The organism is Sphingomonas sp. 2R-10, from assembly GCF_030062225.1.
Classification (GTDB): Bacteria; Pseudomonadota; Alphaproteobacteria; order Sphingomonadales; family Sphingomonadaceae; genus Sphingomonas.
This window is the reverse complement of record NZ_JASCXF010000047.1, coordinates 1-23,279: the sequence shown is the minus strand read 5'-3', so window position 1 is coordinate 23,279 and position 23,279 is coordinate 1. Positions and strand designations below refer to the sequence as shown.

21 protein-coding genes and 1 pseudogene are annotated in these 23,279 nt (G+C 62.1%); 17 read left to right on the top strand and 5 right to left on the bottom strand.

Going from position 1 to position 23,279, the window contains the following annotated elements:
- The first annotated feature begins 220 nt into the window (after positions 1–220).
- From QLH51_RS17335 to QLH51_RS17320, 4 genes and pseudogenes are all read left to right on the top strand, one after another.
- Positions 221–826 carry a response regulator transcription factor gene (locus tag QLH51_RS17335; protein ID WP_206429268.1) on the top strand — a complete coding sequence of 202 codons (606 nt, stop codon included), beginning with the start codon at positions 221–223 and terminating at the stop codon, positions 824–826.
- Positions 827–1,018: 192 nt separating this feature from the next.
- A protein-coding gene (locus QLH51_RS17330) for an IS3 family transposase (protein WP_125661821.1) occupies positions 1,019–2,148 on the top strand; the annotation gives its coding sequence in 2 pieces (ribosomal slippage) (positions 1,019–1,280 and positions 1,280–2,148; 1,131 coding nt in all).
- Between the two features lie 239 nt (positions 2,149–2,387).
- A complete protein-coding gene (locus QLH51_RS17325) occupies positions 2,388–3,581 on the top strand; it encodes an IS701 family transposase (protein WP_125661815.1) in 1,194 nt (397 codons plus the stop codon).
- 86 nt (positions 3,582–3,667) lie between these two features.
- A pseudogene (locus tag QLH51_RS17320) lies at positions 3,668–4,909 on the top strand (IS3 family transposase).
- 458 nt (positions 4,910–5,367) lie between these two features.
- Here the strand turns inward: QLH51_RS17320 and QLH51_RS17315 are convergent.
- Positions 5,368–6,336: a GlxA family transcriptional regulator gene (locus QLH51_RS17315; protein ID WP_125661812.1), complete on the bottom strand. Its 969-nt coding sequence runs from the start codon at positions 6,334–6,336 to the stop codon at positions 5,368–5,370.
- A gap of 57 nt (positions 6,337–6,393) precedes the next feature.
- Between QLH51_RS17315 and QLH51_RS17310 the strand changes: the two genes are divergently transcribed.
- Both QLH51_RS17310 and QLH51_RS17305 read left to right on the top strand, forming a co-directional pair.
- The gene (locus QLH51_RS17310; protein ID WP_125661809.1) at positions 6,394–7,092 is read left to right on the top strand and encodes a DJ-1/PfpI family protein; all 699 of its coding nucleotides are present in this window, start codon (positions 6,394–6,396) and stop codon (positions 7,090–7,092) included.
- A gap of 4 nt (positions 7,093–7,096) precedes the next feature.
- Positions 7,097–7,561: a nuclear transport factor 2 family protein gene (locus QLH51_RS17305; RefSeq protein WP_125661845.1), complete on the top strand. Its 465-nt coding sequence runs from the start codon at positions 7,097–7,099 to the stop codon at positions 7,559–7,561.
- An 81-nt stretch (positions 7,562–7,642) separates the two neighbouring features.
- Here QLH51_RS17305 and QLH51_RS17300 read toward each other — a convergent pair whose 3' ends face one another.
- Together QLH51_RS17300 and QLH51_RS17295 are read right to left on the bottom strand one after the other, a co-directional pair.
- On the bottom strand, positions 7,643–8,065 hold the full coding sequence (locus QLH51_RS17300; protein WP_125661805.1) for a putative toxin-antitoxin system toxin component, PIN family: 423 nt from the start codon (positions 8,063–8,065) through the stop codon (positions 7,643–7,645).
- Positions 8,066–8,068: 3 nt separating this feature from the next.
- Positions 8,069–8,329, bottom strand: a complete 261-nt coding sequence (locus QLH51_RS17295) for a ribbon-helix-helix domain-containing protein (RefSeq protein WP_125661802.1) — start codon at positions 8,327–8,329, stop codon at positions 8,069–8,071.
- A gap of 257 nt (positions 8,330–8,586) precedes the next feature.
- On the opposite strand from QLH51_RS17295, the gene QLH51_RS17290 reads away from it, so the two are divergent.
- Positions 8,587–10,128 carry a recombinase family protein gene (locus QLH51_RS17290; RefSeq protein ID WP_125661799.1) on the top strand — a complete coding sequence of 514 codons (1,542 nt, stop codon included), beginning with the start codon at positions 8,587–8,589 and terminating at the stop codon, positions 10,126–10,128.
- Positions 10,129–11,128: 1,000 nt separating this feature from the next.
- Here the strand turns inward: QLH51_RS17290 and QLH51_RS17285 are convergent.
- On the bottom strand, positions 11,129–12,196 hold the full coding sequence (locus QLH51_RS17285; RefSeq protein ID WP_125661796.1) for a helix-turn-helix domain-containing protein: 1,068 nt from the start codon (positions 12,194–12,196) through the stop codon (positions 11,129–11,131).
- A 6-nt stretch (positions 12,197–12,202) separates the two neighbouring features.
- The gene (locus QLH51_RS17280) at positions 12,203–12,823 is read right to left on the bottom strand and encodes a hypothetical protein (RefSeq protein WP_125661793.1); all 621 of its coding nucleotides are present in this window, start codon (positions 12,821–12,823) and stop codon (positions 12,203–12,205) included.
- A gap of 479 nt (positions 12,824–13,302) precedes the next feature.
- Between QLH51_RS17280 and QLH51_RS17275 the strand changes: the two genes are divergently transcribed.
- From QLH51_RS17275 to QLH51_RS17230, 10 genes are all read left to right on the top strand, one after another.
- Positions 13,303–13,491, top strand: coding sequence for a hypothetical protein (locus tag QLH51_RS17275; RefSeq protein WP_125661790.1), 189 nt, complete (start codon positions 13,303–13,305; stop codon positions 13,489–13,491).
- Positions 13,488–13,751 carry a DNA cytosine methyltransferase gene (locus tag QLH51_RS17270; protein WP_125661787.1) on the top strand — a complete coding sequence of 88 codons (264 nt, stop codon included), beginning with the start codon at positions 13,488–13,490 and terminating at the stop codon, positions 13,749–13,751. The genes QLH51_RS17275 and QLH51_RS17270 overlap by 4 nt, the downstream gene beginning before the upstream one ends.
- A gap of 341 nt (positions 13,752–14,092) precedes the next feature.
- The gene (locus QLH51_RS17265) at positions 14,093–15,553 is read left to right on the top strand and encodes a hypothetical protein (RefSeq protein ID WP_125661783.1); all 1,461 of its coding nucleotides are present in this window, start codon (positions 14,093–14,095) and stop codon (positions 15,551–15,553) included.
- The gene (locus tag QLH51_RS17260) at positions 15,550–17,082 is read left to right on the top strand and encodes an AAA family ATPase (protein ID WP_125661780.1); all 1,533 of its coding nucleotides are present in this window, start codon (positions 15,550–15,552) and stop codon (positions 17,080–17,082) included. Before QLH51_RS17265 ends, QLH51_RS17260 begins: the two co-directional genes overlap by 4 nt.
- On the top strand, positions 17,079–17,918 hold the full coding sequence (locus QLH51_RS17255; RefSeq protein ID WP_125661777.1) for a hypothetical protein: 840 nt from the start codon (positions 17,079–17,081) through the stop codon (positions 17,916–17,918). Before QLH51_RS17260 ends, QLH51_RS17255 begins: the two co-directional genes overlap by 4 nt.
- Before the next feature lie 9 nt (positions 17,919–17,927).
- Positions 17,928–19,421: a class I SAM-dependent DNA methyltransferase gene (locus QLH51_RS17250; protein ID WP_125661774.1), complete on the top strand. Its 1,494-nt coding sequence runs from the start codon at positions 17,928–17,930 to the stop codon at positions 19,419–19,421.
- 592 nt (positions 19,422–20,013) lie between these two features.
- Positions 20,014–20,475 carry an IS66-like element accessory protein TnpA gene (tnpA, locus tag QLH51_RS17245; RefSeq protein ID WP_125661771.1) on the top strand — a complete coding sequence of 154 codons (462 nt, stop codon included), beginning with the start codon at positions 20,014–20,016 and terminating at the stop codon, positions 20,473–20,475.
- Positions 20,472–20,825 (top strand): IS66 family insertion sequence element accessory protein TnpB, encoded by a 354-nt coding sequence (tnpB, locus tag QLH51_RS17240; protein WP_125661768.1) that lies wholly within the window; start codon positions 20,472–20,474, stop codon positions 20,823–20,825. The genes tnpA and tnpB overlap by 4 nt, the downstream gene beginning before the upstream one ends.
- Positions 20,826–20,881: 56 nt before the next feature.
- Positions 20,882–22,477, top strand: coding sequence for an IS66 family transposase (tnpC, locus tag QLH51_RS17235; protein ID WP_241217988.1), 1,596 nt, complete (start codon positions 20,882–20,884; stop codon positions 22,475–22,477).
- Between the two features lie 127 nt (positions 22,478–22,604).
- Positions 22,605–23,099 (top strand): hypothetical protein, encoded by a 495-nt coding sequence (locus QLH51_RS17230; RefSeq protein ID WP_125661765.1) that lies wholly within the window; start codon positions 22,605–22,607, stop codon positions 23,097–23,099.
- Positions 23,100–23,279 lie beyond the last annotated feature (180 nt).

Genomic DNA, 23,279 nt, shown 5'->3' with positions numbered 1-23,279 from the left:
GTGGTCCCCTCGCTCTTGAAAATTGCCGCATTATCGCCCCGAGGGCGTTTGGTGGCTCCGCCGCGCAGGTGGGTCGCTAACCATACCTGCCCGAGATTTGTTTTCACAGGGTCGTCGGGCAGGACTTCAAGAATATCATGCGCAAGGAACCACCGTGGAAACAATCGGGCTGATTCATAGCGAGACTATCATGGTATTGCCTGACGATGGAAACCTATTGATGACGCAAACCGTCTTCGTGGTGGACGATGACGAGTCCATGCGGAACGCGATCGCCGATGTGTTGAAAACGGCTGGCCACACCGTCCGAAAGTACATCAATGCCGCTGAGTTCATCGAGCTGGCGATGACCGGGCCGGCCGGCTGCGTCGTGCTGGATGTCCGAATGCCCAATCTCGACGGACTGAAGTTCCAGCGTTGGTTGGTAGAGGCGGATGTCGTGCTGCCGATCATCTTTGTCACCGGTTATGCCGATATCCCGATGAGTGTCGTCGCGATGAAGGCGGGTGCCGCCGATTTTCTGACCAAGCCGTTCCGCGAACAGGATCTGCTGGAGGCCGTGGCCCAGGCGCTGGAAAGCGAACGCGCGACGCGCGCCGACCGTCACGAACTGGCACGATCGCATCTGGCCTATGCGGACCTGACCGACCGCGAGCGCCGCATTCTGTCACAGGCGGCTGCCGGCCGCCTAAACAAGGTGATCGCCGGCGATCTCGGCCTCAGCGAGATCACCGTGAAGGTCGCCCGCGCACAATTGATGCGCAAGGTGGGCGCAAACTCGATCGCCGAACTCGTTCGCTTCGCCGAACGGCTGAAACTGTCATGACCCCGCGACATCAAGCGACGCTTAGGCGATTTCTCATGGCGTAAACGGTCATTCGGTCGATCACGTTCGAGGCTGTACCAAAGCGTGCAAGCAAAGTCGTCGAACAGCACAGAGGTGGCTCGGGAAATCTGCACAGCGGGGATAAGTGGATTGCCGATCTGACAGCGGCCATGGCCGCGAGCAGGAGGCAAGATGAGCAAGCGACCCCGCCGGAACCACAGCCCAGCGTTCAAGGCCAAGGTGGCATTGGCTGCCGTGAAAGGCGAGAAGACGCTGGCCGAATTGGCGCAGCAGTATGACGTGCGCCCGAACCTCATCAACCAGTGGCGGTCGCGGCTGCTGGAAGGCGCGGCGAACGTGTTCGGGACGGAACCGGCCGCGGCCGAGCCGCCGGTCGGTGTGACGGTGCTGCACGCGAAGATCGGCGAACTGACATTGGCGAACGATTTTTTGGCCGGTGCGCTCGGGAAGGCAGGTCTGTTGCCGAGCGCAAAGCGATGATCGACCGTGGCCACGCGCTGCCGCTGGCGGCCCAAGCGCGACAGCTCGGCATCAGCCGCGGCAGCCTCTACTATCTGCCGCGAGCAGTGTCGGACGGCGACCTGGCGATCATGCGCCGCATCGACGAACTGCACCTGCTCTACCCGTTCGCCGGTAGCCGGATGCTGCGCGACCTGCTCCGGCAGGAGGGCGCGTCAGTCGGTCGGCTCCATGTCGCCACGCTGATGAAGCGGATGCGGATCGAGGCGATCTACCGGCGCCCGAACACGTCGAAACCCGCACCGGGTCACAGGGTCTACCCTTACCTGCTGCGCAAGCTGGCGGTGACGCGGCCCAACCAGGTATGGGCTACCGACATCACCTACGTGCCCATGGCGCGCGGCTTCGTCTACCTCGTCGCTATCGTCGACTGGTTCACCCGGCGCGTGCTGGCGTGGCGGGTGTCGATCTCGCTGGATGCCGGGTTCTGCATCGAGGCGCTGGAGGAAGCGCTGGGCCGCTACGGCAAGCCAGCGATCTTCAACAGCGATCAGGGGTCGCAGTTCACCAGCACGGCGTTCACCGCCGTCCTCCTGCGCGAGAAGATCGCCATCAGCATGGACGGTAGGGGGTGCTGGCGTGACAACGTGTTCGTGGAGCGCCTCTGGCGCTCGGTGAAATATGAGGAGGTGTATCTCAACGCCTACGCCTCGGTCCCCGAGGCCCGCGCTGGCATCGGCCGCTACATGACGTTCTACAATGCCGTCAGGCCGCACTCCGCGCTTGGCGGCCGCACGCCTGACCAGATATACTTTAGCCAGCCGCTTCTCGCAGCGGCATGATCAACCAGCGGCGATCCACTTATCCAAGCCGCCAGCCTGTGCAGACAAGCCGAGCCACCTCTGTTGGCTGAGCGTGATGTATTTCGAACAACCGCAGCCAATCACTTACATCACCTACAAGCTGATCAATGGAAAGCCCGTCGAAACGGAGCGCTTCGATGCGCCGGCCTTTGCTAGCATTACAGTTGCGAATTCAAGCAAAGTCTGAATCAATGGGTCTCCATGGCAGGAGACCGTGGATGACAGGTGCATCGATTGAGACGACGCTGGAGCTTTGGGCGACTTCGCTGCGTGACGTGAAGGCGCGAATGCGGGGTTTGTTCACGCAGGACCGTGTCGCGGCATCCGCGGGGTTGTTCCTGGACGGGCTTCTCGGCGACGAGCGGCGCAAGACCGGCTGGATGCGTGCGGAAGCGGCAGGCGATCCGGGACCGTGGCGGCAGCAGGCGATCCTCGGCCGCGGTCGGTGGGACGCTGACGCGCTGCGTGATATCGTACGCGACTATGTCGTCGAGACGCTGGCTGCCGAGGATGCGGTGCTCGTGATCGACGAGACCGGCTTCCTCAAGCAGGGCAAGGCGTCGTGTGGTGTCTCGCGCCAATACACCGGATCTGCGGGCAAAATCACCAACTGCCAGATCGGCGTCTTTGCCGCCTATGTTTCGCGCCGCGGTCATGCCTTTATCGACCGGACGCTGTACCTGCCGAAGGTCTGGACGAGCAACAGAGCGCGCATGGATGCGGCCCATGTTCCAACGGAGACGCGGTTCGCGACGAAGCCCGCACTGGCAGTGCAGATGATCGCACGTGCGATTGCAGCCGACGTCCCGTTCGCCTGGGTCGCCGCTGACAGTGTGTACGGTGTCGGTGACGTCGAGCAGGCGTTACGCAGAGCCGGGAAAGGTTATGTTCTGGGCGTTGGCTCCAACCATCACTTTGGCTCCTGGTTGGGGAAGCCCGCCGTTTTCGGCACTGCAGGTGAGATCGCACAGGATCTTGATCCCGGCGCATGGCATCGCCTGTCGGCAGGCGAGGGCACGAAGGGAGCGAGACTGCACGACTGGGCCTATCTCGAACTCGCCGACATCGAGGCTACCGACCCCGGTGAAGGACGCCCAGGGATGTGGACACGCGGCTTGCTGATCCGACGACATATCGCGGACGGCGAACTGGCATTTTTCACGACTTGGTGCCCGGCCGGGACCGGGATCGACACGCTCGTGCAGGTTAAAGGCCACCGTTGGGCGATCGAGGACAGCTTCGAGACGACCAAGAACGAACTCGGCCTCGACCATAACGAAACCCGGTCCTGGCATGGATGGTATCGCCACGTATCGCTGGTCATGCTCGCATTCGCCATGATGGCAGTGATCCGCCACCACGCAAACGAGGCGACGCCCCCAAAAAGAATGCACACGGCACTCCTACGCTGATCCGTTGGTCCATACAAGAGGTTCGGCGCTGAGGTGGCCCCCTAAATGACCTAACAGGATCTCGCTCTTGGATAAGAGTGAGGCATATGACTGACGGTACGACCAGGCGTTACAATGATGGCGAGGTCCTTTCCGGTGTGCAGCGCCGGAGGCGGTGGACACCGGAGGAGAAGGTCCGGATCGTCGAGGAGACGTATCTGCCGGGGATGAGCGTGTCGCTCGTCGCCCGCCAGCACGGGATCAGCGGTAGCCAGGTCTTCACCTGGCGCCGGCTGATGAACCAGGGCGCGCTGACCGCCGCGGCAGCCGGCGAGGAGGTGGTGCCAGCATCCGAGTACCGGGCGCTGGAAGCGCAGGGTTCGGGAACTGCACCGACTGCTCGGCAAGAAGGCTATGGAGAATGAACTGCTCCGCGAGGCCATGTCCCGGGCCGCAGGCCCAAAAAAACTGCTGTTGCGCTCGACCTCGTTGCCTGGGGATGGTCTGTGAGCGCGGTTGCCGACGCGCTTGGCGTAACCCGCCAGCATCTGTCCGCGATGCGCAACAGGCCGCCTCTGCGACCGCGCGGACGACCGCCGCTGCCGGATGCCGAGCTGGTGGCCGACATCCGCGCGCTCGTCGCCGAGTTGCCCACGTACGGATACCGCCGCGTGCATGCCTTGCTCCGGCGGCAAGCCCAGCAGACCGGGCGCGCAGCGCCCAACCCAAAGCGCGTCTACCGGGTCATGAAGGTGCATGGGCTGCTGCTACAGCGTGACGGGGAACAGAGGGAGGAGCGGCGCCACGATGGTCGGGTCGCAGTCGACCGGCGCAACACCCGCTGGTGTTCCGACGGGCTGGAGATCGCGTGCGACAATGGCGAGAAGGTGCGTGTGGCGTTCGCGCTCGACTGCTGCGACCGCGAGGCGATGGGGCATGTCGCTACCACCGGCGGCATCACTGCCGAGGACGTCCAGAACCTCATGGTCGCCACCGTCGAGCACCGCTTCGGACCCGTGAACCGCCTGCCAGAGCAGATCGAGTGGCTGAGCGATAACGGCAGCTGCTACACCGCCCGCAACACCCGCGCCTTCGCGCGAGATATCGGCCTGGTGCCGCGCACGACGCCGGTCAGCAGCCCGCAGTCCAACGGCATGGCCGAGGCGTTCGTCCGAACGCTCAAGCGTGACTACGTCCGCGTGAGCCCCAGACCCGATGCCAAAACCGTCATCGAGCAACTTCCAGTCTGGCTGGCGCACTACAATGAGGTGCATCCGCATCGCGCGCTGGGCTATCGTTCACCCCGCGAGTACATCGCACAAACCCGCGAGGCCCCGTCAGGCCTTTAGGGGGCAGCAACAGGCGCATTGCCGTTCGGCTCGCCCAACGCCGTATCGCGCCCGCCCACATCATCGCATGGTCGTTGTGCCGACGAGCGCACCAAGCGGCCGCCCGCCACGCACATCTAAAGACCAGAATGCAACTGTAATGCTAAGTCGCAAACTGTAAGAGGCGAGCCGGAAGGATTGCACGCCGTCACAAATCGTAGATCAGCGCCGTTCGTAGCGATTCGCGTTGAATTCAAGAACGATACCGTACCGAAAGCCAAATAATGCGCCTCCGTACCAACGGTTCAAGTTCCACAAACCCGCAAAGCTACTACATCGCGATCCGGCGATTGATCGCTGCGCTGATTGTAGCTGCCGCGCCTGTCTGGTGAACGAATGACCGGAGTTGAGCTGTGGTCCAGCGAGACTGAATGACCGCATGTGGGTCGATCTGCCTTCAAGTTGAAGTACCGGACGGGTCAACTACGCAATCGCCGCAGCGCCTGCGGCGGTTGCCCGAACGCGCGGACGAAGGCGCGCCGCATCCGCTCGGGATCGCGAAAGCCTGTAGTCGCGGCGATCCGCTCGATCGGTTCGCGGGAGTTTTCAACCCGCTCGCGGGCCGCTTCCAGCCGCAGCCGCTCGACCGCCTTCGCCGGACCGACGCCGACCTGCCTGGTGAAAGCGCGGGAGAAGTTGCGCGGGCTCATCGCCATGCGCGCGGAGAGCTCGTCGATCGTCAGCCGCTGCGACAGATTGGCGCGCATCCAGTCGAACAGCGGCGAGAACGCCGTAACGTCACCGCCGAGTTCGGCAAGGGCGGAGAACTGCGACTGCCCGCCGGGGCGACGGTAATAGACGACCATCTCCTGCGCCACGCGCCGCGCGACGGTCTCGCCCAGATCATCGGCGATGAGCGCCAGCGTCAGATCGATCCCCGCGCTGATCCCCGCAGACGTCCAAACATCGCCGTCACGTACATGGATGCGGTCGGGCTCGACCCGGACGTTCGGAAATTGACGCTGGAGCTGTTCGGCGCGACGCCAGTGCGTCGTTGCCCGACGCCCGTCGAGTAGACCCGCAGCGGCGAGCAGGAACGCCTCCGAGCAGACGCTGCATATGCGCCGCGCTGCGCCGGCCGTATGATGCAGCGAGCCGGTGCTCGTCTCGCATCGCATCGCGGCACGGCTGCCTTCGCCGCCGACCACCAGGATGGTGTCGACGGGACTGGCATCTGCCACCGGGCCTGTGTCGATCGCGATACCCGACGAGCTTCGTACCGCACCACCAGCGATCGACAGCACCGTCATCCGATACACATCCGGCGCGATGCGCCCGGCGATCTCGAACGCCGTCACCGGACCCGCCGCGTCGAGCAGTTGAAAGTCGGGGTAGAGGAAAATGCCGATCGATCGTGACGTTGGCTGGAAGTGAGGGATCACTGTCATTCAGTCAATGCCGATTTCCCGTCATGGTACGCATATGATCCTGAAGGAAGCATATCGATGACTGACCAGCCGTTCTGCATCGTCTTCGCCATCTATCCAGGCATGACCCAGCTCGACTTTACCGGCCCGCACCAATTCCTTTCACGATTGCCGGAGAGCGAGGTCGTGATCGCCAGCGCGGCAGGCGGCGATGTCCCGAGCGAGGGCCTGACCTTCGCCCATACGACGCGACTGGCCGACGTCGATCGCTGCGACCTGATCTGCCTCCCGGGCGGCGTTAACGCGACCGAGGTCGCGCTCGACGCGGACTTCGTCGGTGAGGTCCGCCGCCTTGGCGAAGACGCGCGTTACGTCACCTCGGTTTGCACCGGCTCGCTGATTCTCGGTGCCGCCGGATTGCTGAAGGGTCGCCGCGCGGCCTGTCATTGGGGATGGCGGCATCTGCTGCCGCTGTTCGGAGCAATCCCCGACGATGCCCGCGTCGTGCGCGATGGTCCGGTCATCACCGGCGGGGGCGTGACGGCGGGTATCGACTTCGCGCTCACCGTGCTGGCGGAGATCGCCGGCCCGGAGACGGCGCAGACGATCCAGCTCGGCCTGGAATATGCGCCCGAGCCGCCATTCGATGCCGGCCGGCCCGATACCGCGCCGCCCGCTGTGCTGGTGGCGTGTCAGGCCCGCTTCGGTGGCATGATGGCGCGTCGAAAGGCCGAAGCGCGCAAGGCCGCAGAGCGTCTCGGCCTCGATCAGGAGTAGGATGATGAGCAGACCACCACTGCCGCCGTTCGACCTGGCCAGTGCCACCGCCAAGGTGCGCCGCGCGGAAGACGCCTGGAACGGTCGCGATCCGGAGGCGGTTGCGCTTGCCTACACGCCTGACAGCCAATGGCGGAACCGCTCGGTGTTCCTGGCCGGGCGGGCGGCGATCGTCGACTTTCTCCAGCGCAAATGGGCGCGGGAACGGGAGTATCGCCTCGTCAAGGAGCTGTGGACCTTCGCCGGCGACCGGATCGCCGTCCGCTTCGCCTATGAATGGCATGACGAGGCCGGGCAGCGGTTCCGCTCTTACGGCAATGAGAACTGGGAGTTCGACGACGCCGGCCTGATGCAGAGACGGATCGCCAGCACCAACGATCTGGCCATCGCGCCGGCCGACCGGCTGTTTCACTGGCCTTCCGGACCCCGGCCGCTCGATCATCCGGGCTTGAGCGAACTCGGGCTTTGAGCGACGCACGCATAGCGGGCACTTTAGCCGGACGCTGCCGATAGCAGATCAGCAATGATTCCCTTCGCCGCCGTCCCGAGTCTATGACCGGCGGATGCCAAGTTGCTCGGCCAGTGCTGCGGCGGTCACGATGCGGGCGGGGCCGTGCCGTTCGAGGGCGAGCAGGTCGTCCTTGTTGCCGGTCACCAGCCAATCTGCCGGACCCGCCTCGCACAGCGCGAGCAGGAAATCATCGCGAGGGTCAGGTGAGCGCCGCACATGCGGCAGGGACCTCGGCATCTGGGCGATCAGCGTGATCTGGTTGACCAGCCGGCCGACTTCGACGGGGCGGAGCAATACGCGTATCTTCTCGCGCCGTGATACCTCACGTAGCTCGTCGAGCAGGAGCGGGTGGCAGACCAGCGTGAACCGGCGATCGAGCCACGCTTCGATCAGCAGTGCAGGGATACCACGGGCCGAGATCAACCCGCTGAGCAGGACGTTGGTGTCGAGAATGACCCGCACGGATCAGCGGCGGCCGGCTGCCCAGAAGAACGATCCGGTTTCCCGCACCTCGTCGTCGATCAGACGCTCCAGTTCGTCCGGGTCGGCATCGGCGTTGCGGCTCTGTACGTCACGGATCGTCGCACGCAGTACCTCGCGGTTCACCGCTTCCTCCACGAAACGTGACAAGTCTCCCTTCTTGCCGCCGCGCGTTGCCAACAGCGTGCGAAGTCCGATGTCCGTTTCACGGGATACCTTGAGGCTCCAGCGGGCCAGTTCGACCATCGATCCACCTGTAGTTTGTGCGTCTAGGCGTATAGACGTTTACCCAGCCCTATTCAATGACGAGGCAAAAAAGGGAGTGCCATTTTCGCTCGACAAGCTCTTGAAGCGTCGTGGCGGCGGTGGATCGGAGGATGCATCCTAAAGGAAGGTTGGCGCCAAATTCCGGCCGGACGGAGGGCATCGTCCGCCGAGCGGCAGTTTCATTTCACTTCCGTTCTAAAACTGGATAGGGCGCCCGCCCTTTGGCTGGAGCCTAAATGTCCCGTGTCGCCCTGTATGCCCGTTACTCCTCCGACCGGCAGCGGACGGCCTCGATCGAAGATCAACTGCGCCTGTGCCGCGATCACGCCACCGCTCGAGGCTGGACGATCGTCAGCACCTACGCTGATGAGGCGGCGTCGGGCGCCAGCCTGAACGGACGGCCCGGCATGCTCGCCATGCTGGGTGCCGCCACGGAAGGATGCTTCGATATCGTCGCGGCAGAGGCTCTGGACCGCCTGTCGCGCGACCAGGAAGATATCGCCCGGTTGTTCAAGATGTTCCGGTTCGCCGGGATCGGCTTGTCGACGGTCAGCGAAGGGCAGATCGACGAACCGCATGTCGGATTGAAGGGCACGATGAATGCGCTGTTCCTCACCGATCTTGCCAACAAGACCCGCCGGGGATTGCGGGGCCGGATCGAGCAGGGCCGTTCGGGTGGCGGTCTCTGCTACGGCTATGACGTGCGGATCGACGCCGACGGGGAAGCCGGTGGCCGGATCCTCAATGAAGCGCAGGCGGATGTCGTCCGCCGTATCCTGACCGAATATGCCGACGGAGCGGTGCCTCGCGTGATTGCCGAGCGCCTCAACAAGGAGGGCATATCGGGTGTCGGCGGGAGGCCGTGGACCGCGTCGACGATCCGTGGTCACCGTGCGCGGGGCAGCGGCATGATCAACAACATGCTCTATGTGGGCGAACTGGTGTGGAACCGGCAGCGGTTCGTTCGGCATCCGGAAACCGGTCGTCGCGTGTCGCGGGTCAATCCCGAAAGCGAATGGGTGAGGCGAAGCATGCCTGCACTGCGGATCGTCAGCGACCGCCTATGGCAGGCGGTAAGAGCACGCGACGGGGTGATCGAGCAGCGCAGTCGGGCGGTCAGTACCGGGATCCGGCGTTCTCGCGAGATCGTGGTCAATGGCGCGACGCGGATGCCGCTCCCGCTGCGAAGGATGATGATGTGTGGCGAATGCGGTGGAAGCGTCGGTCAACTCGATCGTGGTCGCTATGGCTGTGTCAATCGTGTGCGGCATCAGAATTGTGGCAATGCCGCTGCGATCCGTGGGCATGACATCGAGACGCGCGTGGCGGTGATCCTGTCGGACGGGTTAAAGCGGCTCGATCATGCCACTGTCGGGTCGAACGACGATGATCCGCTTGTACGCGAACGGCGGATGGCGGTGGCTTCGGACCGTCATGCCCTGGCTGAGGTTGAGCGAGGTCTCGCGGGCTTCCTTGCCGCGATCGAGGATGGTCTTTATCTTCCTGCCATGAAAGCACGGATGACGTATCTCGACGCCGAGGGCGTCAGGTTACGTGCCAGGATACGCGTCGCATCGACGATGGCGGATGCCGAGCAGGATGCGGCGCTGCGCCACCGCGCCGCATTGGGTCAGCTGATCGAGCGGGTCGCTGCCGGAAGGGCAGGGGACGACGACATCATCCGCCTACGCGACCTGTTCGGTCCGATCGCCTTGCTGCCGACCGGCGAACGTGGCGCATGTCGGCTGGTGGAGGTCGGTAAGCCTGGCAGTACCTGATAGACAGACTCTCTACCGCACCGCCATCGGTTTCTCGACTTGCCAGTGGTTACCTATGACCGAGCTCTTCAAGTGCAACAACGAGCTGATTTTTCCGCAGAGCGCACATCCATCGTAGAGCCAGAACGTCCCAGCGCATCCACAGCAAAACGGGGGTGCCAAAGGGGGTGTCGACACTCAATCCAGAAGTTAAATACAATGAATACAATATTATAGCTATAGCCGGAAGGTCCCTGTGGGTACTGTCCCCGCAACCAAAAATCCTGTATAATTATCCAATAATATCAGCTAGTTAGCTGCGTCGAGTTGATCTTGGGGCGATTGCGTCGCTCATCCTGCAAACCCAAAATCAATGACTTAGCCGACAGGTTCGTATCAACACGATACCAAACCGTCGGGACTTCATGGATCGTCTTGACATCAACATGCGACGTCGTGGCACCTCCTGAGACTTCGAAACCGGCGCTTGTCTCCCGTGTGGTTGCCATTTGGGGGTATCGATGCTGCTGGACGCGGCTATCGGCGTCAATCGATCGGGTCGTCGGGGCCCGAGCGGTTGTGGAACGAGGGCGAGGCCATAGCAGAGCTTCCGCTCTTCCAGTTTTGTGCTGGAAAGCGGACACACGTTCATACTGGAAAGCAGCATGGCTGCTTTCGGGCTCTAAGGTCGCTTAAGCCGACTGATCGCTCAACCGCGACTAACCAAGCCGTTCGCGTTGGGGGGGGGCGGTGCCCTTCAACTGGACCTAAGCCCTAGCGTTCATCGCATTACCGTCCTCGACCACCTCGATCTGGCAGCCCGACCGGCAGTCCTGCCTGTCGACGCCCTAGAGAATGAACGCGCCGCGTTCGACAAGGTGCCTGCGGAATGCGGTGTCGGCCATCTCCCCGATGGCGTGGTTGCGGTTGCGCTTCGGGAGGCATCTAACGGGATCTCCGTGTTTCTTTTCGAGAATTGCCGCTATCCGGACCGGCATCCGACTGTCTCCAGGCGCGCGGGTTAGACCGCTCGCAAGCCAGCGGAGACGCGCCCGCCACCATGGGAGTGGCCGGTCAGGCCGAACAGGATGGCATCGAGTTCGCTCGACGGGACGGCGAGCTCCTCGGCGATGTGGTCCCGCGTCGTCCGGTCTCGCCAGAGCGAGGTGAAGATCTGGGGCCAGAGCGCCGACGTCTCGGGTGGCAGACCTTCAGGCTCCTGTCTCCGGAAACCACGGCTGGACATCTCGATGTTCAGGCTGCGGTTCTGCCAGTCGCTGACGACCTTAAGCTTGTGGAGCCGGTAGTTGAGCGCCGCGACGGAGACGCCCCAGCGCTTTTTCGCCCGGATTAGACCTTCGAGGTCGCTGACGTAGCGGATTCGGCTCAGGACGTCGTCCATCGGCATGAGAAAGGCGGATGCGAAGCGGTCGGCCTCACTCTCCGCCTGCCTGCTGTCCTGCGGGGCGCCGTGCCTGTGGAGCACTAGGTGCCCCAGTTCGTGCGCGGCGTCGAAGCGGCTGCGTTCGGTCGACTTGAACGTGTTCAGGAAGACGAACGGCTGCCCGCCTCGCCAGCAGGAAAACGCGTCGACGTTCTTGGTGTCCTCGTACAGCGAGAACACCCGCACACCCTTAGATTCTAGCAGCTTGATCATGCTGGAAACGGGCTGCTCTCCGAGCCCCCAGTGCGCACGCACGAGCTGCGCCGCCGCCTCGGGTGACGCGTCCTCGCGCTGCTCGGGAACGTCCGCGGCCGGCAGGTTGAAGCGCTCGGCCACCCAATCGTTGAAGAGGTAGGCGATCGCGCCGGCCGAGAGTGCCGCGTCGCGTTCCCTCGCGGTCATCGACGAGAGGCTGCGGAAGCTCGCCGCCTCGGCCGGCAGCTCGTCTACGTCCTCGGCGAAGAAGAACGCCCGGGGGAAGTCAAGCGCCTGGGCCAACGCCTCTACGGTATCGTCCTCCGGCTCGTTGGCACCGTTCTCCAGACGCGAGATCGTGATGGGCGAGACTCCGATGACGCCGGCGAGCGCGCGGGCGGTCATCTTGCGCCGCTTCCGGCCTAGGATCAGTCGCTGTGGGTTGAACACGTGGCCTCAACCCTTGCGCGTCACCGGCACCTCGTATTCGGCGGGCGGTTCGTCGTCCTCGACCAGAGGCGCGGCTCCGCCCCAGCCACCCTTCTCAACCAGCAGGATGCGCTCATGGAAGCCGTCGAACTGTTCCTCGTTGATCGCGATGGGGCAGGACAGCTCCGCGCGGACGTCGTCGTCATGGGCGTATACGAAAAGTACCCAAGTGGCCGCGGTGACCTCAGCGACCTCCTGCGCCTTGACCTCGGGCCATAGCTCGTACTGACCCAGCTCGACCGCCCGCGCCGAGCCGGCGCCCTTGCGGGACGTGGCGAGCGGATCGGCGAGGCGGTCACCTGCTCGCTCCGCATTCTGAAACACGACTTTGATGCCAGCCTCGGGATTGAAGATCGACTCGATGTTGTCCCGGCGGCAGGCCTCCCAGCCGCGCGGCAGGAAGACGCGGCGCAGCTGACCCGTTCCCTGGATCCATGACAGGAGCCCGCCCGCGCTGAGCGGATGGAAGGCCGTTGCGTTCCGGCGACCGCCCACCGCCGCCTCGACCACCTCGAGGAGCAGGTCCCTGCGCAGGCCGAGCTGCGCCAGCCGCGGCACGATCTGATGGTCTTCGGCCAGAACAGGCATGATCATTCCCGTGTTAACTTTCTGGTCCTCATATGATGTGGAAAAACTTAACATGTCAAGTCAGGTAGTGCACGTTGGCTGGAATGGGCGGGTTCGTAGACGCATTGGTGACCGAGCCTCGGTGACCGTCACCGCGAGCTGGCGGCAACCGACCAAAATGCGCAGTCCGATAGTTGAGCTTTGCATGGCAGCTTCTGCCGGGACTTGCCATCCGCACAACGTGCAAACGCTTAGAAGACAACGGTTTATGTTCAGTCGGTCATGCAGGTCTGGGCTGTTTCTAAAAGCAGAGGCGGTCAATCTTCGGGATCTCGACGGTGAAGCGGTAGCTGGAATTTTCCAGACCGCCTTTCGCCAAAAAACCGGCCGTTCATCAGCCTTGAGCGTCGCGACGAGGCCGTCACGATAACATTATGAGTTTGGAAGTATGGACATACTGATTTATGGCTCTTGTCATGTTGTCCACGCGGAGGGGTGTCATGGCCAAGTCGCCCGACGAGAAAACGGTGCAGATTAAGGTCTCACCTGAACTGAAGAAGGAAATCTACCGCTCAGCTCTGGAGCGGGATGAGACGGTTCGTACCTTCATTCTGAAGGCGCTCAAGGGGCGCGGGATTGCAGTCTCCGATCGCGATTTGGTGGACCGTCGCAAGGCGGCCGTACGATGACGGAGGCGATCTCGCTGGCCGTCAACGCTCCCGTGGTCGACCTCTTCTGCGCTGCAGGGGGCCTCTCGCATAGCTTTAAGGCCGAAGCGTTCAAGCTGGTGGCCAGCATCGATATCGACGAGGTGTGCGGCTCCGCATCTGAACCAGACCAACACGTGCGTGAAGGGCGGGCACCTCGTCTGGAAGAAGCGGAACTGGATGGGACAGCAGCAGCCGCCGTCGATTTGGTTGGCGTCACTGCAGGGGAATCCGCGTCGTGACCGCTACCTTGATGCACACGCCAGACAGCGACTATCCAATCGACCCGAAACGTGTGCCTGCGTCCTGGCTCCTCACCGTCGTAGGCGACGTGACGGGCGACGTTCGGCGCGGTTTCTACACTTCGCGCCATAATGATGAGGGCATTGGCATTCCCCACCTTCGGCCGATGAATATCGGGCGAGACGGGCGAATCGTACTGAACGATGTAAAATATGTCGAGAATAACACTGGTCTACGTATCCGACGCGGCGAGATCATTTTCAATAACACTAATAGCGCTTAGCATGTCGGGAAAACTGCTGTTTTTGACCAAGATGGAGAGTGGACATTCTCAAATCATATGACACGATTGCGCGTACCCGCGCCCTTTTCCCCTAAATTCGTCGCCTACCAGTTCCTGTTCCTGTGGCGGGAAAATTATCTGCGCCAGAAGAGTACTCAGCATGTCAGCCAAGCGAGTATTAACAGTCAGACGCTCACCGAAACTATTCCCCTGCTCCTCGCCCCCAAGCAGGAGCAGGACGCGATCGTGGTTGAGCTCGAGCGACGTTTCGATCGGCTGAGATCGGTCGAACACGCGACCGACATGGCGCGCACTCGGCTGAGGGACTACGAGGAGTTTATTGTCCAAGCGGCAATCGAAGGCACGCTGACACCAGCACCGTCAGACGCCGGACCCGAAGCCGCTTCTGATAGCGCTTCCGTCCTGCTCGCTGGCCTTCGCCAAGCGTGGGGGCCGCAGGCAAAGCCGGAGCACAAAACAACGCGGCAATCGGGAATGCCATTGTTCGCTGACGATGCGGCTGTTCGGTCTGTTCCTGCCGACCTACCGGCTGCAACCTTGGAGCCGCTACCCGAAGGATGGGTTTGGGCTCGCGTCTCTGAAGTAGGACGTGTCACGCTCGGCCGGCAACGCTCTCCTCAGCATCACGCGGGCACGCACATGCGGCCCTATTTGCGCGTAGCCAACGTCTTTGAGGACCGTTTCGACTTTTCGAACGTCCTCGAGATGAACTTTACTCCCGCCGAATTCGAGACTTATGCTCTCCAGCACGGCGACATCTTATTGAATGAGGGGCAGAGCCCGGAATTGGTGGGCAGGCCTGCAATGTTCCGTGGCGAGATGGAAGGGCTATGCTTTCAAAACACGCTAATCCGCTTCCGCGCTTATCCAGGTGTCAGCCCCGGCTTCGCGTTACTAGTATTCCGTGCTTATCTACATAACGGACGCTTTCGATCTATCGCCAAGTGGACGACTAACATCGCCCATTTGGGTGCACAGCGATTTGCGCAGCTGGAATTTCCGCTACCGCCTTTAGTCGAGCAAGAGCGCATTGTGGCCGAAGCGGCGCGCCGCCACGATATTGCCGAGACGCTCCGCGCGACGCTTTCGTCCATTCTCGCGCAAATAGATGGTGCACGCGATCTTGCCCTGGCTCAAGCGTTCACAGGAACCTTGGTGCCGCCAATATCCGGCGATGTTTCCGCGCTGACGATGCTCGAGCAAATACGCGAACTTCGTTCGACGCAAAACGAACCCAAGCCAAAGGCCCCACGTGGAGGAAGCATGAATAGAGCGGCTTCTCAACGGCGAAAAGCCCGTGTCCCTTTGCGTCAACTACTCGAGGAAGCGAGCGAGCCTTTGTCTCCTGAGGAATTGTTTGCAGCCTCCGGGATTGGTGAAGATCTAATTGACGAGTTCTTCGCGGAACTGAAAGCAGAGCATCAGGCGGGGCGGGTCCAGCAGTCCTTCGACGCGCAGGGGCACGTCGCACTGACCCTACTGGAGCGGGTCAGATGAGGTTAAAATCACTACACCTCGGGAGCTTCAAGAATCTGCGCGGATTTGAAATCGATTTCGCGGACTCGTTCACCAACGTATTGGTCGGGCCAAACGGGACAGGCAAGTCCAATGTCCTCGAGGCCCTAATCATTATTTTTCGTGATCTAGATCTCGGTGCCCCGCCGGCGTTTGCGTATCGGCTGCGCTATACCTGCCGCGGCGCCGACATTGTCGTGGACGCTGATCCAGATCGCAAGGTGCTCGTCAAGATCGCCGTCAATGGGCGCCCCATTACTTCCAAGAATTTCTCACGCCGCGCGGGCGGGCAATATCTGCCAAGCTTCGTCTTTGGATATTATTCCGGACCGAGCAACCGAATGGAATCGCACTTCGAGACGCACCAAAAGGCGTTTGCGACCGACCTGCTTGCGGGAGAAGATCGTCCGCTTCGGCCCTTGCTCTATGCGCGCCTTGTCCACAGCCAGTTCGTGCTCCTCTCCTTCTTTCGCCGTGAAGATGAGGATCGCTCAATCCTGAGCCGATTCCTGCGAATCAGAGATTTGGAATCGGTCCTTTTCGTTCTGAAGAAACCAAGTTGGTTTAACCGTAACCGCCGCGGATCCGACGATGACCCTGGTGACCCTCGCTTTTGGGGTGCACGGGGCGTCGTGCGCGATCTCCTCGCGCGGCTGTACGATTTGTCGCTCGCCCCTCTCCGATCGAAAAATGGCGATCGTCTGTATCTCTATCTGGAGAGCAAGGACGCCTTGATGGAGCTGGCCAAATTCTACCCTGGCCAGCAGGAGTTCTTCAAGGCCCTCGAGAGCCTGTATATTTCGGATTTGATCGAAGACGTCCGCACCGGAGTTAATATTGAGGGCAATGACAGCTCGCTAACATTTCGGGAGCTCAGCGAAGGCGAACAGCAGCTCTTGATGGTGCTGGGCCTCCTGCGCTTTATCGAAGAGGAAGAGGGCCTAGTTCTGCTCGACGAGCCCGACACCCATCTTAACCCGACTTGGAGCATTGAGTATACCAAGCTCTTGAAGGATCATGTGGAGGACCAGCAATCTACGCAGATCGTCATGACCACGCACGACCCGCTCGTCGTCGCGAGCCTGACCGCCTCTGAAGTGCAGATCATGCGTCGCGACGACACAGGCCGCGTCTTTGCCTTCCATCCCGATGAGGACCCTAAGGGCATGGGCGTCGCTGCGCTGCTTACCAGTGAACTATACGGGCTCCGCTCCGCACTCGATCCGGAGACACTCGCTGCGCTCGACAGGAAGCGCGAACTCGCAACGAAAGCAATGCTTGGCGACGAGGAGCGCCAGGAACTCGGTCGGCTGAACGAGCGCCTCGGTAGTCTCGACTTCACCACGACAGTGCGCGACCCGCTCTACAAGCCCTTTGTTAACGCGATGTCGCGACTGGAAGTCGAAATGGGGCTCCAGGCTGCCGTCCTAACACCTGAGCAACTGCGCGAACGCGAACGGTTGGCGGACGATGTGATCTCGCTGCTTATCTGCGGTAAGTTGCCCGAATGAGGTTCATCGACCAAAGCCTGATTGCGCCGCAACTGCCAGAAGATTGGGAAGCTAGGGCCGCTACTGCGTTAGCCGAGGTCGCCAATGCTGCGCCGGGGCAGCGCTCGGCAACGATAACCAAGCATCGGGACTTGTGGCGCGAGCTGGCACCCATCTTAGCAGCTCTGTCGCACCGAAAATGCTGGTATTGCGAAGCGCGAGAAAATCGGTCCGACAAGGCCGTTGATCATTTTAGGCCAAAGGGGAGACCGGTAGAGGCCGTTGAACATCATCCGGGCTACTGGTGGAGAGCCTTTGCCTGGCAAAATTACCGGTTCAGCTGCACATTCTGCAATTCGCGTAGAATTGATCCATCCAATGGCCTCGGCGGGGGTAAGCACGACCATTTCCCCCTGCTGGAGGAAGCAGCCCGCGCCTTTAACGAGGCGGGCATATCCGGCGAGACGCCGACGCTGCTAGATCCGACACGGCGTACGGACACGACCCTGCTTTATTATAGTGACGAAGGTCGGGCCGAACCTCGTGTCCGGCAGGATCAGCACCCCGTTCAATGGGGTCGCGCTGACGCCTCGGTCTATTTTTTCCACCTTAACCACAAGGATGTGGTCGAAGAGCGGATGGAGCTGTTCAATCGCATCAAGAAGCTAGTTGATACCGGCCGTGTCTGCTTCGACGATTGGAAAGCCGGAAATGTCGGAGCAGAGGCAGGCTACGATTTTGTTGTGGAGCAATTGCAAGGGCTGATGCAGGAGCGGGCCGAGTTTTCAGCTGCGGCCCGCGACATGGTCTTGGGCTTTCGTGACGATAAGCATCCCTGGATCGATGGGATAGTGTAGGAGATTACGATGTCGAGTGCAGCGCGTCAGATTGTCCAGAAGCTATGGAGCTATTGTAGCATTCTACGCGACGACGGTCTCTCTTACCCTGACTATGTGGAGCAGCTTACTTATTTGCTGTTCTTGAAGATGGCGCAGGAGCAGGCCGAGTCAGCACCGTCGAGATTGCTCATCGTGCCGACCGGTTTCGACTGGCCGAGCTTGGTGTCTCGTAGTGGAAGCGAGCTACAAGAACACTACGACCAGATCCTGCAGAAGCTTGGCACCGCCGCGGGCATGCTGGGCCTGATTTTTCGCGGGGCGCAGAACAAAATTCGCGACCCGGCCAAGCTGCGCCTTTTGATCGTCGACCTTATCGATCAGCGCAATTGGAGTGCGCTCGATGTCGATGTGAAGGGTGACGCGTATGAAGGCCTTCTAGAGCGAAACGCGCAAGACACGAAGAGCGGCGCAGGGCAATATTTCACCCCTAGGCCTGTTGTCGATGCAGTGGTGGAGTGCGTGCGACCGGCTCTCGGCCAGACGATCTATGACCCGGCATGCGGTACCGGCGGCTTCCTAATCGCTGCCTTCCGGCATCTAGTTTCGCGAAATCCGGAACTAACAGCTAGCGAAGAGCGCCACCTCAAAAACTGCGCAATCAGCGGGACCGAACTGGTGCCCGCAGTTACGCGTTTGGGTGCTATGAACCTTTTACTTCACGGGATCGGCTCGTCCGATGGTGATGACGAGCCACCGATACGGACAGCCGACAGTTTGGCGGTCCGCCCGGACCGGCAATACGACGTTATCTTGACCAACCCGCCCTTCGGAAAACGTTCGAGCGTAAATGTCGTGACGCGACCGCGCGAAAATGAGACAGACGACCTAGACGTCGTGCGCGATGACCTCTGGGTCTCGACGTCAAACAAAGAGCTCAATTTTCTTCAGCACGTCGCTAATATCTTAGCCGTTGGTGGGCGAGCTGCCATCGTTGTTCCCGAGGGCGTCTTAAGCGGCGGAGGACCGGGAGAGGCAATACGGCGGAGATTACTCCAAGAATTCGACGTACATACGTTGCTCCGCTTACCGCCTGGCATTTTCTACGCCCAGGGCGTGAATGCGAACGTGCTGTTTTTTGATAGGGCATCCGCCCCGCTCGCGCACGACCGCAAACTTTGGATTTACGATTTGCGAACCGCGATGCGATTCTCACTCGCCAGTAATCGGCTTGAACAGGCGGACTTGGAGGACTTTGTTACCTGCTTTCGCCCTGACGATCGCCCTAACAGAAAGGCTAGCTGGTCTCCTGAAGAGCCCGCCGGGCGCTGGCGCGCCTATGACATTGCGGGCCTCTTGGAACGGGATAAGGCTGCGCTCGATATCAGCTGGATCTCCGAGCGAAGCCGGCATCGGGATGTCGGCCCCGAAGCGTTAGACGAGCTAACCGGCCAGATTATTAAGGATCTGACTACTGCGTTGGAACAGATGACTGAGCTGGCGGCGCCGCAACCTGCGGCGTAACAGTCAGGCTTGGCATGCAAACGCAATTTGCGGCTATAGGCCCGGAAGGACTTGAGAGGTTCGCCCGACTGTTACGGCCCAATCGTGGTTGATCTGCTGTGCCGGTCAGTGAATCCCGGATTTAGGCTGCTGAAAGGAGCTGCCGTTATAAGCATGACCTGAAAACGGCAGCCATTTGAGCTGCTGGCTCGATTGATTGAAGCGGCCGGTCGGCTCACATGAACGAACGGCGGGTCTTCGAAACGGAAAAGGGCAGGCTGAACGCCCGGGATTGGGTCAACGCCGTCAGACTGCCTGAGCCATGGAAGCCTCGTAAGACCGTATGTCCGTGTCGTTGGCCGGGTTGGTTCGCCCTACAGTCGTGATCCGAGGGTTGCTCGGGTGGGCCGAGCCTATCCTCACACGAGGAGGACGAACCGTGGGAGATCCTACAGAAATTTTCATCGGAATCGATGTGGCAAAGGCGCGCAATGCGATAGCGGTAGCTGATGGCGGTAAGCGTCCGGTGAGCCGCGTGTTGTCCCGTTCAGCGTAGCCGTCGATGTCCGTACCTGTCGTGGTCTCCTTCTGGAGTCCAGAAGGAGATTAGGAGATGGGGCGGATGGAGGTCATCACCCGTACGGAGCGCCGGCGAACCTACAGCGAGGCGGAGAAGGCGACTGTGGTCGCCGAGGCATCGGCGCCGGGCGTGACGGTGCGCGAGGTGTCGCTGCGGCTCGGCATCGCTGAAAGCCTCATCTACAACTGGCGGTCGGCGCAGCGGAAGGCGGCAAGCAGTGCCAGCGAGCCGTTGCAGTTCATCCCGTATGGCGTGGTGGTGGACACCGACCGTGCCGAGCCGGGCACGGCGCTAACGCCGGCAACGCCGGCACCGGTATCGCCCAAGGCGTCGCCACCCGCCGCAGCGACGAAAGATCTAGTCCGCCCGCATCCGGGAAGCCGTCCGGGCGGCATCGACATCGACCTGCCGACCGGTGTCCGACTGTCGGTCGACAGCTACGTCAACGAGACGGCGCTCGCCCGCGTGCTGCGGGCGCTGGGACATGCGTTGTGATAGCGCTGGCGCCGGGCACCAAGGTGTATCTCGCCTGCAAACCGGTCAGCATGCAGAAGGGCTTCGACGGGCTGACCGCGCTTGCCAGCCACGTACTCGGCGCCGACCCGTACTCGGGTCACCTGTTCCTGTTCCGGGGCAAGCGCGGTGACTATCTCAAGGCGCTTTATTGGGACGGCTCGGGCATGTGCCTGTTCGCCAAGCGGCTGGAGAAGGGCCGGTTCGTATGGCCGCCCCTGGTCGATGGCGGCATCGTGCTCAGCCCCGCGCAGCTGGCGCTGCTCATTGAGGGCATCGACTGGCGGCGGACCGTGGCGCCAGCTCCGGTGACCGCGCCGACCCTCGTGTAGCGCCGCTTTTCCGTCCTTTTCGCTTGGCCTGAATCGGGCCGGTGGTAGGATGGGCCATGTCGCTGGCGATAGTCGATCTTCCCTCCGACCCGGACGCGCTGCGCGCCTTCGCACAGGCGTTGCAGGCTCAGCACGCAGCCACCGCGGCGGAGCTGGCGAGTACCGCGGCCGAACTCCGTGCGGCTAAGGCGACCATCCAGCTGACCGCGCTGGAGATCGAGAAGCTCAAGGTCCAACTGGCGCGGCTCAGGCGCATGCAGTTCGGCCAGTCGTCCGAGCGGCTCTCTCGCGAGATCGAGCAGTTCGAATTGCGGCTCGAAGAGCTGGAGACGGTCGAAGCCGAAGCGACCAGCGCGTCGGCTGACGCAGGCGTGCCGCCGCCCGCCCGCGAGAAGCGCAAGCCGAAGCGCCTGCCGCTGCCCGACCACCTGCCGCGCCACGAGGTCGTCCACGCTGCCCCGCATGCGGACGGTTGCGGCGCGTGCGGCGGAACCATGTCGGCGCTGGGCGAGGACGTGACCGAGGTGCTGGAGTATGTGCCCGGCCGCTTCCAGGTCGTGCGCCACGTCCGCCCCAAGCTCGCCTGCCAGCGTTGCGACGCCATCACCCAGGCGCCGGCTCCGGCGCTGCCTATTCCGCGCGGCAAGGCCGGGCCCGGTCTGCTCGCGCACGTGCTTGTGTCCAAGTACGCCGACCACCTGCCGCTCTACCGCCAGACGGAGATCTACGCCCGCGAGGGCGTCGACCTCGACCGTTCGACCATGGCGGACTGGGTGGGCCAGGTCAGCTGGCTGCTCCGGCCGCTGGTCGACTACATCCGCCAACACGTGTTCGCGGCCGACAAGATCCACACCGACGACACACCCGTGCCGGTGCTGGCACCGGGCACCGGCAAGACGAAGACAGGTAGGCTGTGGGTCTATGCCCGCGACGACCGGGGCTGGCAGGGTATCGGCCCGCCGGCAGCGGCCTACTTCTACACGCCCGACCGTAAGGGCGAGCGGCCCCGCTCGCATCTCGCCGAGTTCAGCGGCTTCCTGCAAGCCGACGGCTATGCGGGCTACGAGCAGCTGTATGACGGACGTCGACAGCCCGGCCCCATTGTCGAGGTGGCGTGCTGGGCGCATGTCCGCCGCAAGATCTACGACGTGTGGAAGGCGACCGGCTCGACCACGGCGCGCACCGGCGTCAGCATGGTCGACCTGATGTACGAGGCGGAAGAGTTGGGACGCGGGCTGCCGCTGGAAGACCGCCTTGAACGCCGCCAAGTCGTCAGGGCCGGCGTCAACGGCTTCTTCAACTGGGCCGAGGACACCATGCGCCGCATTTCGGGCAAGAGCGCGCTCGCCGACGCCATCCGCTATGCGGTGAAGCGGCGCGCGGCGCTGACCCGCTTCTGCGACGATGCGCGGCTGGAAGCGGACAACAACCGCGCCGAGAACTGCCTCCGCCCCGTGGCGCTCGGCCGCAAGAACTACCTTTTCGCCGGGTCGGACGAGGGCGGCGAGCGGGCGGCCGCGATCTACACGCTTATTCAGACCGCCCGGCTTAACTTCGTCGACCCCGAAGCCTGGCTACGCGACGTGCTCACCCGCATTGCAGACGGGCACCCCGTCAATCGCATTGACGAGCTTGTACCTTGGCAGTTCTAAGCAAGACGCCCCCCGCGAACGTCTCTCGCTGGCGCCGATATGACGGAAAACCCGAGGTCGAAACGCGATAGCAGGGGCTTTCGGTAGGTAGGCAAATTTTACAGCGGATGCATAGTTGGGAGGCGGAATGCCAAATCTTAAATTATTAATAGCCGCCGCACTTGTCAGCGCCCTGGCTCTCGTTTCCCAAGCCAGCATAGCGCAAACCGTCGCGACTAGCTTCGACACGCCGGTACCCGCGACGTGTCAATTCTCCCAACCTGCCCGGGTGGTAAGATTCCTACGCGACCTTCCAGCAGTTGCTGATGAGTTCCGCCGCCAGAAGCTCGATGTTGCTGATGTCGGAGAGAAGTTCATCCCATTCGACGTCGAGGATAGTTCATCGCGCGGGTTGCCACATCGCCAGTTTGTGCGCGCCTACGAGTTCGAGGATCGGACAATCGTCTGGTACTATCGAGGTGGTTTCGCCACGAATTTTCACGTTGTAGAACTGAGGCTGCAGCGGGACACCATGAAGGATGCCCCCTTACTCTTGCGTCTAACCGGCAGGAATTTGGCGGGGCCACCCTGCGCGGCAACTGAAGCTATATTGGCGGGCGTCGACGGACAGCAGGGCTGGTAGCATGGCCAGAAACCGTGGTTGCCGCGCTTAGACGGTATCGAGCGGACGCTTACAAATATGACGTGGTGCATTGCTGCTACGAAGCCGGGCCGACAGGATACGGATTGCATCGCCTGATCGTTGAGCTGGGCCACTCATGCATGGTGGTGGCACCATCGCTGATCCCGAAACGCGCAGGCG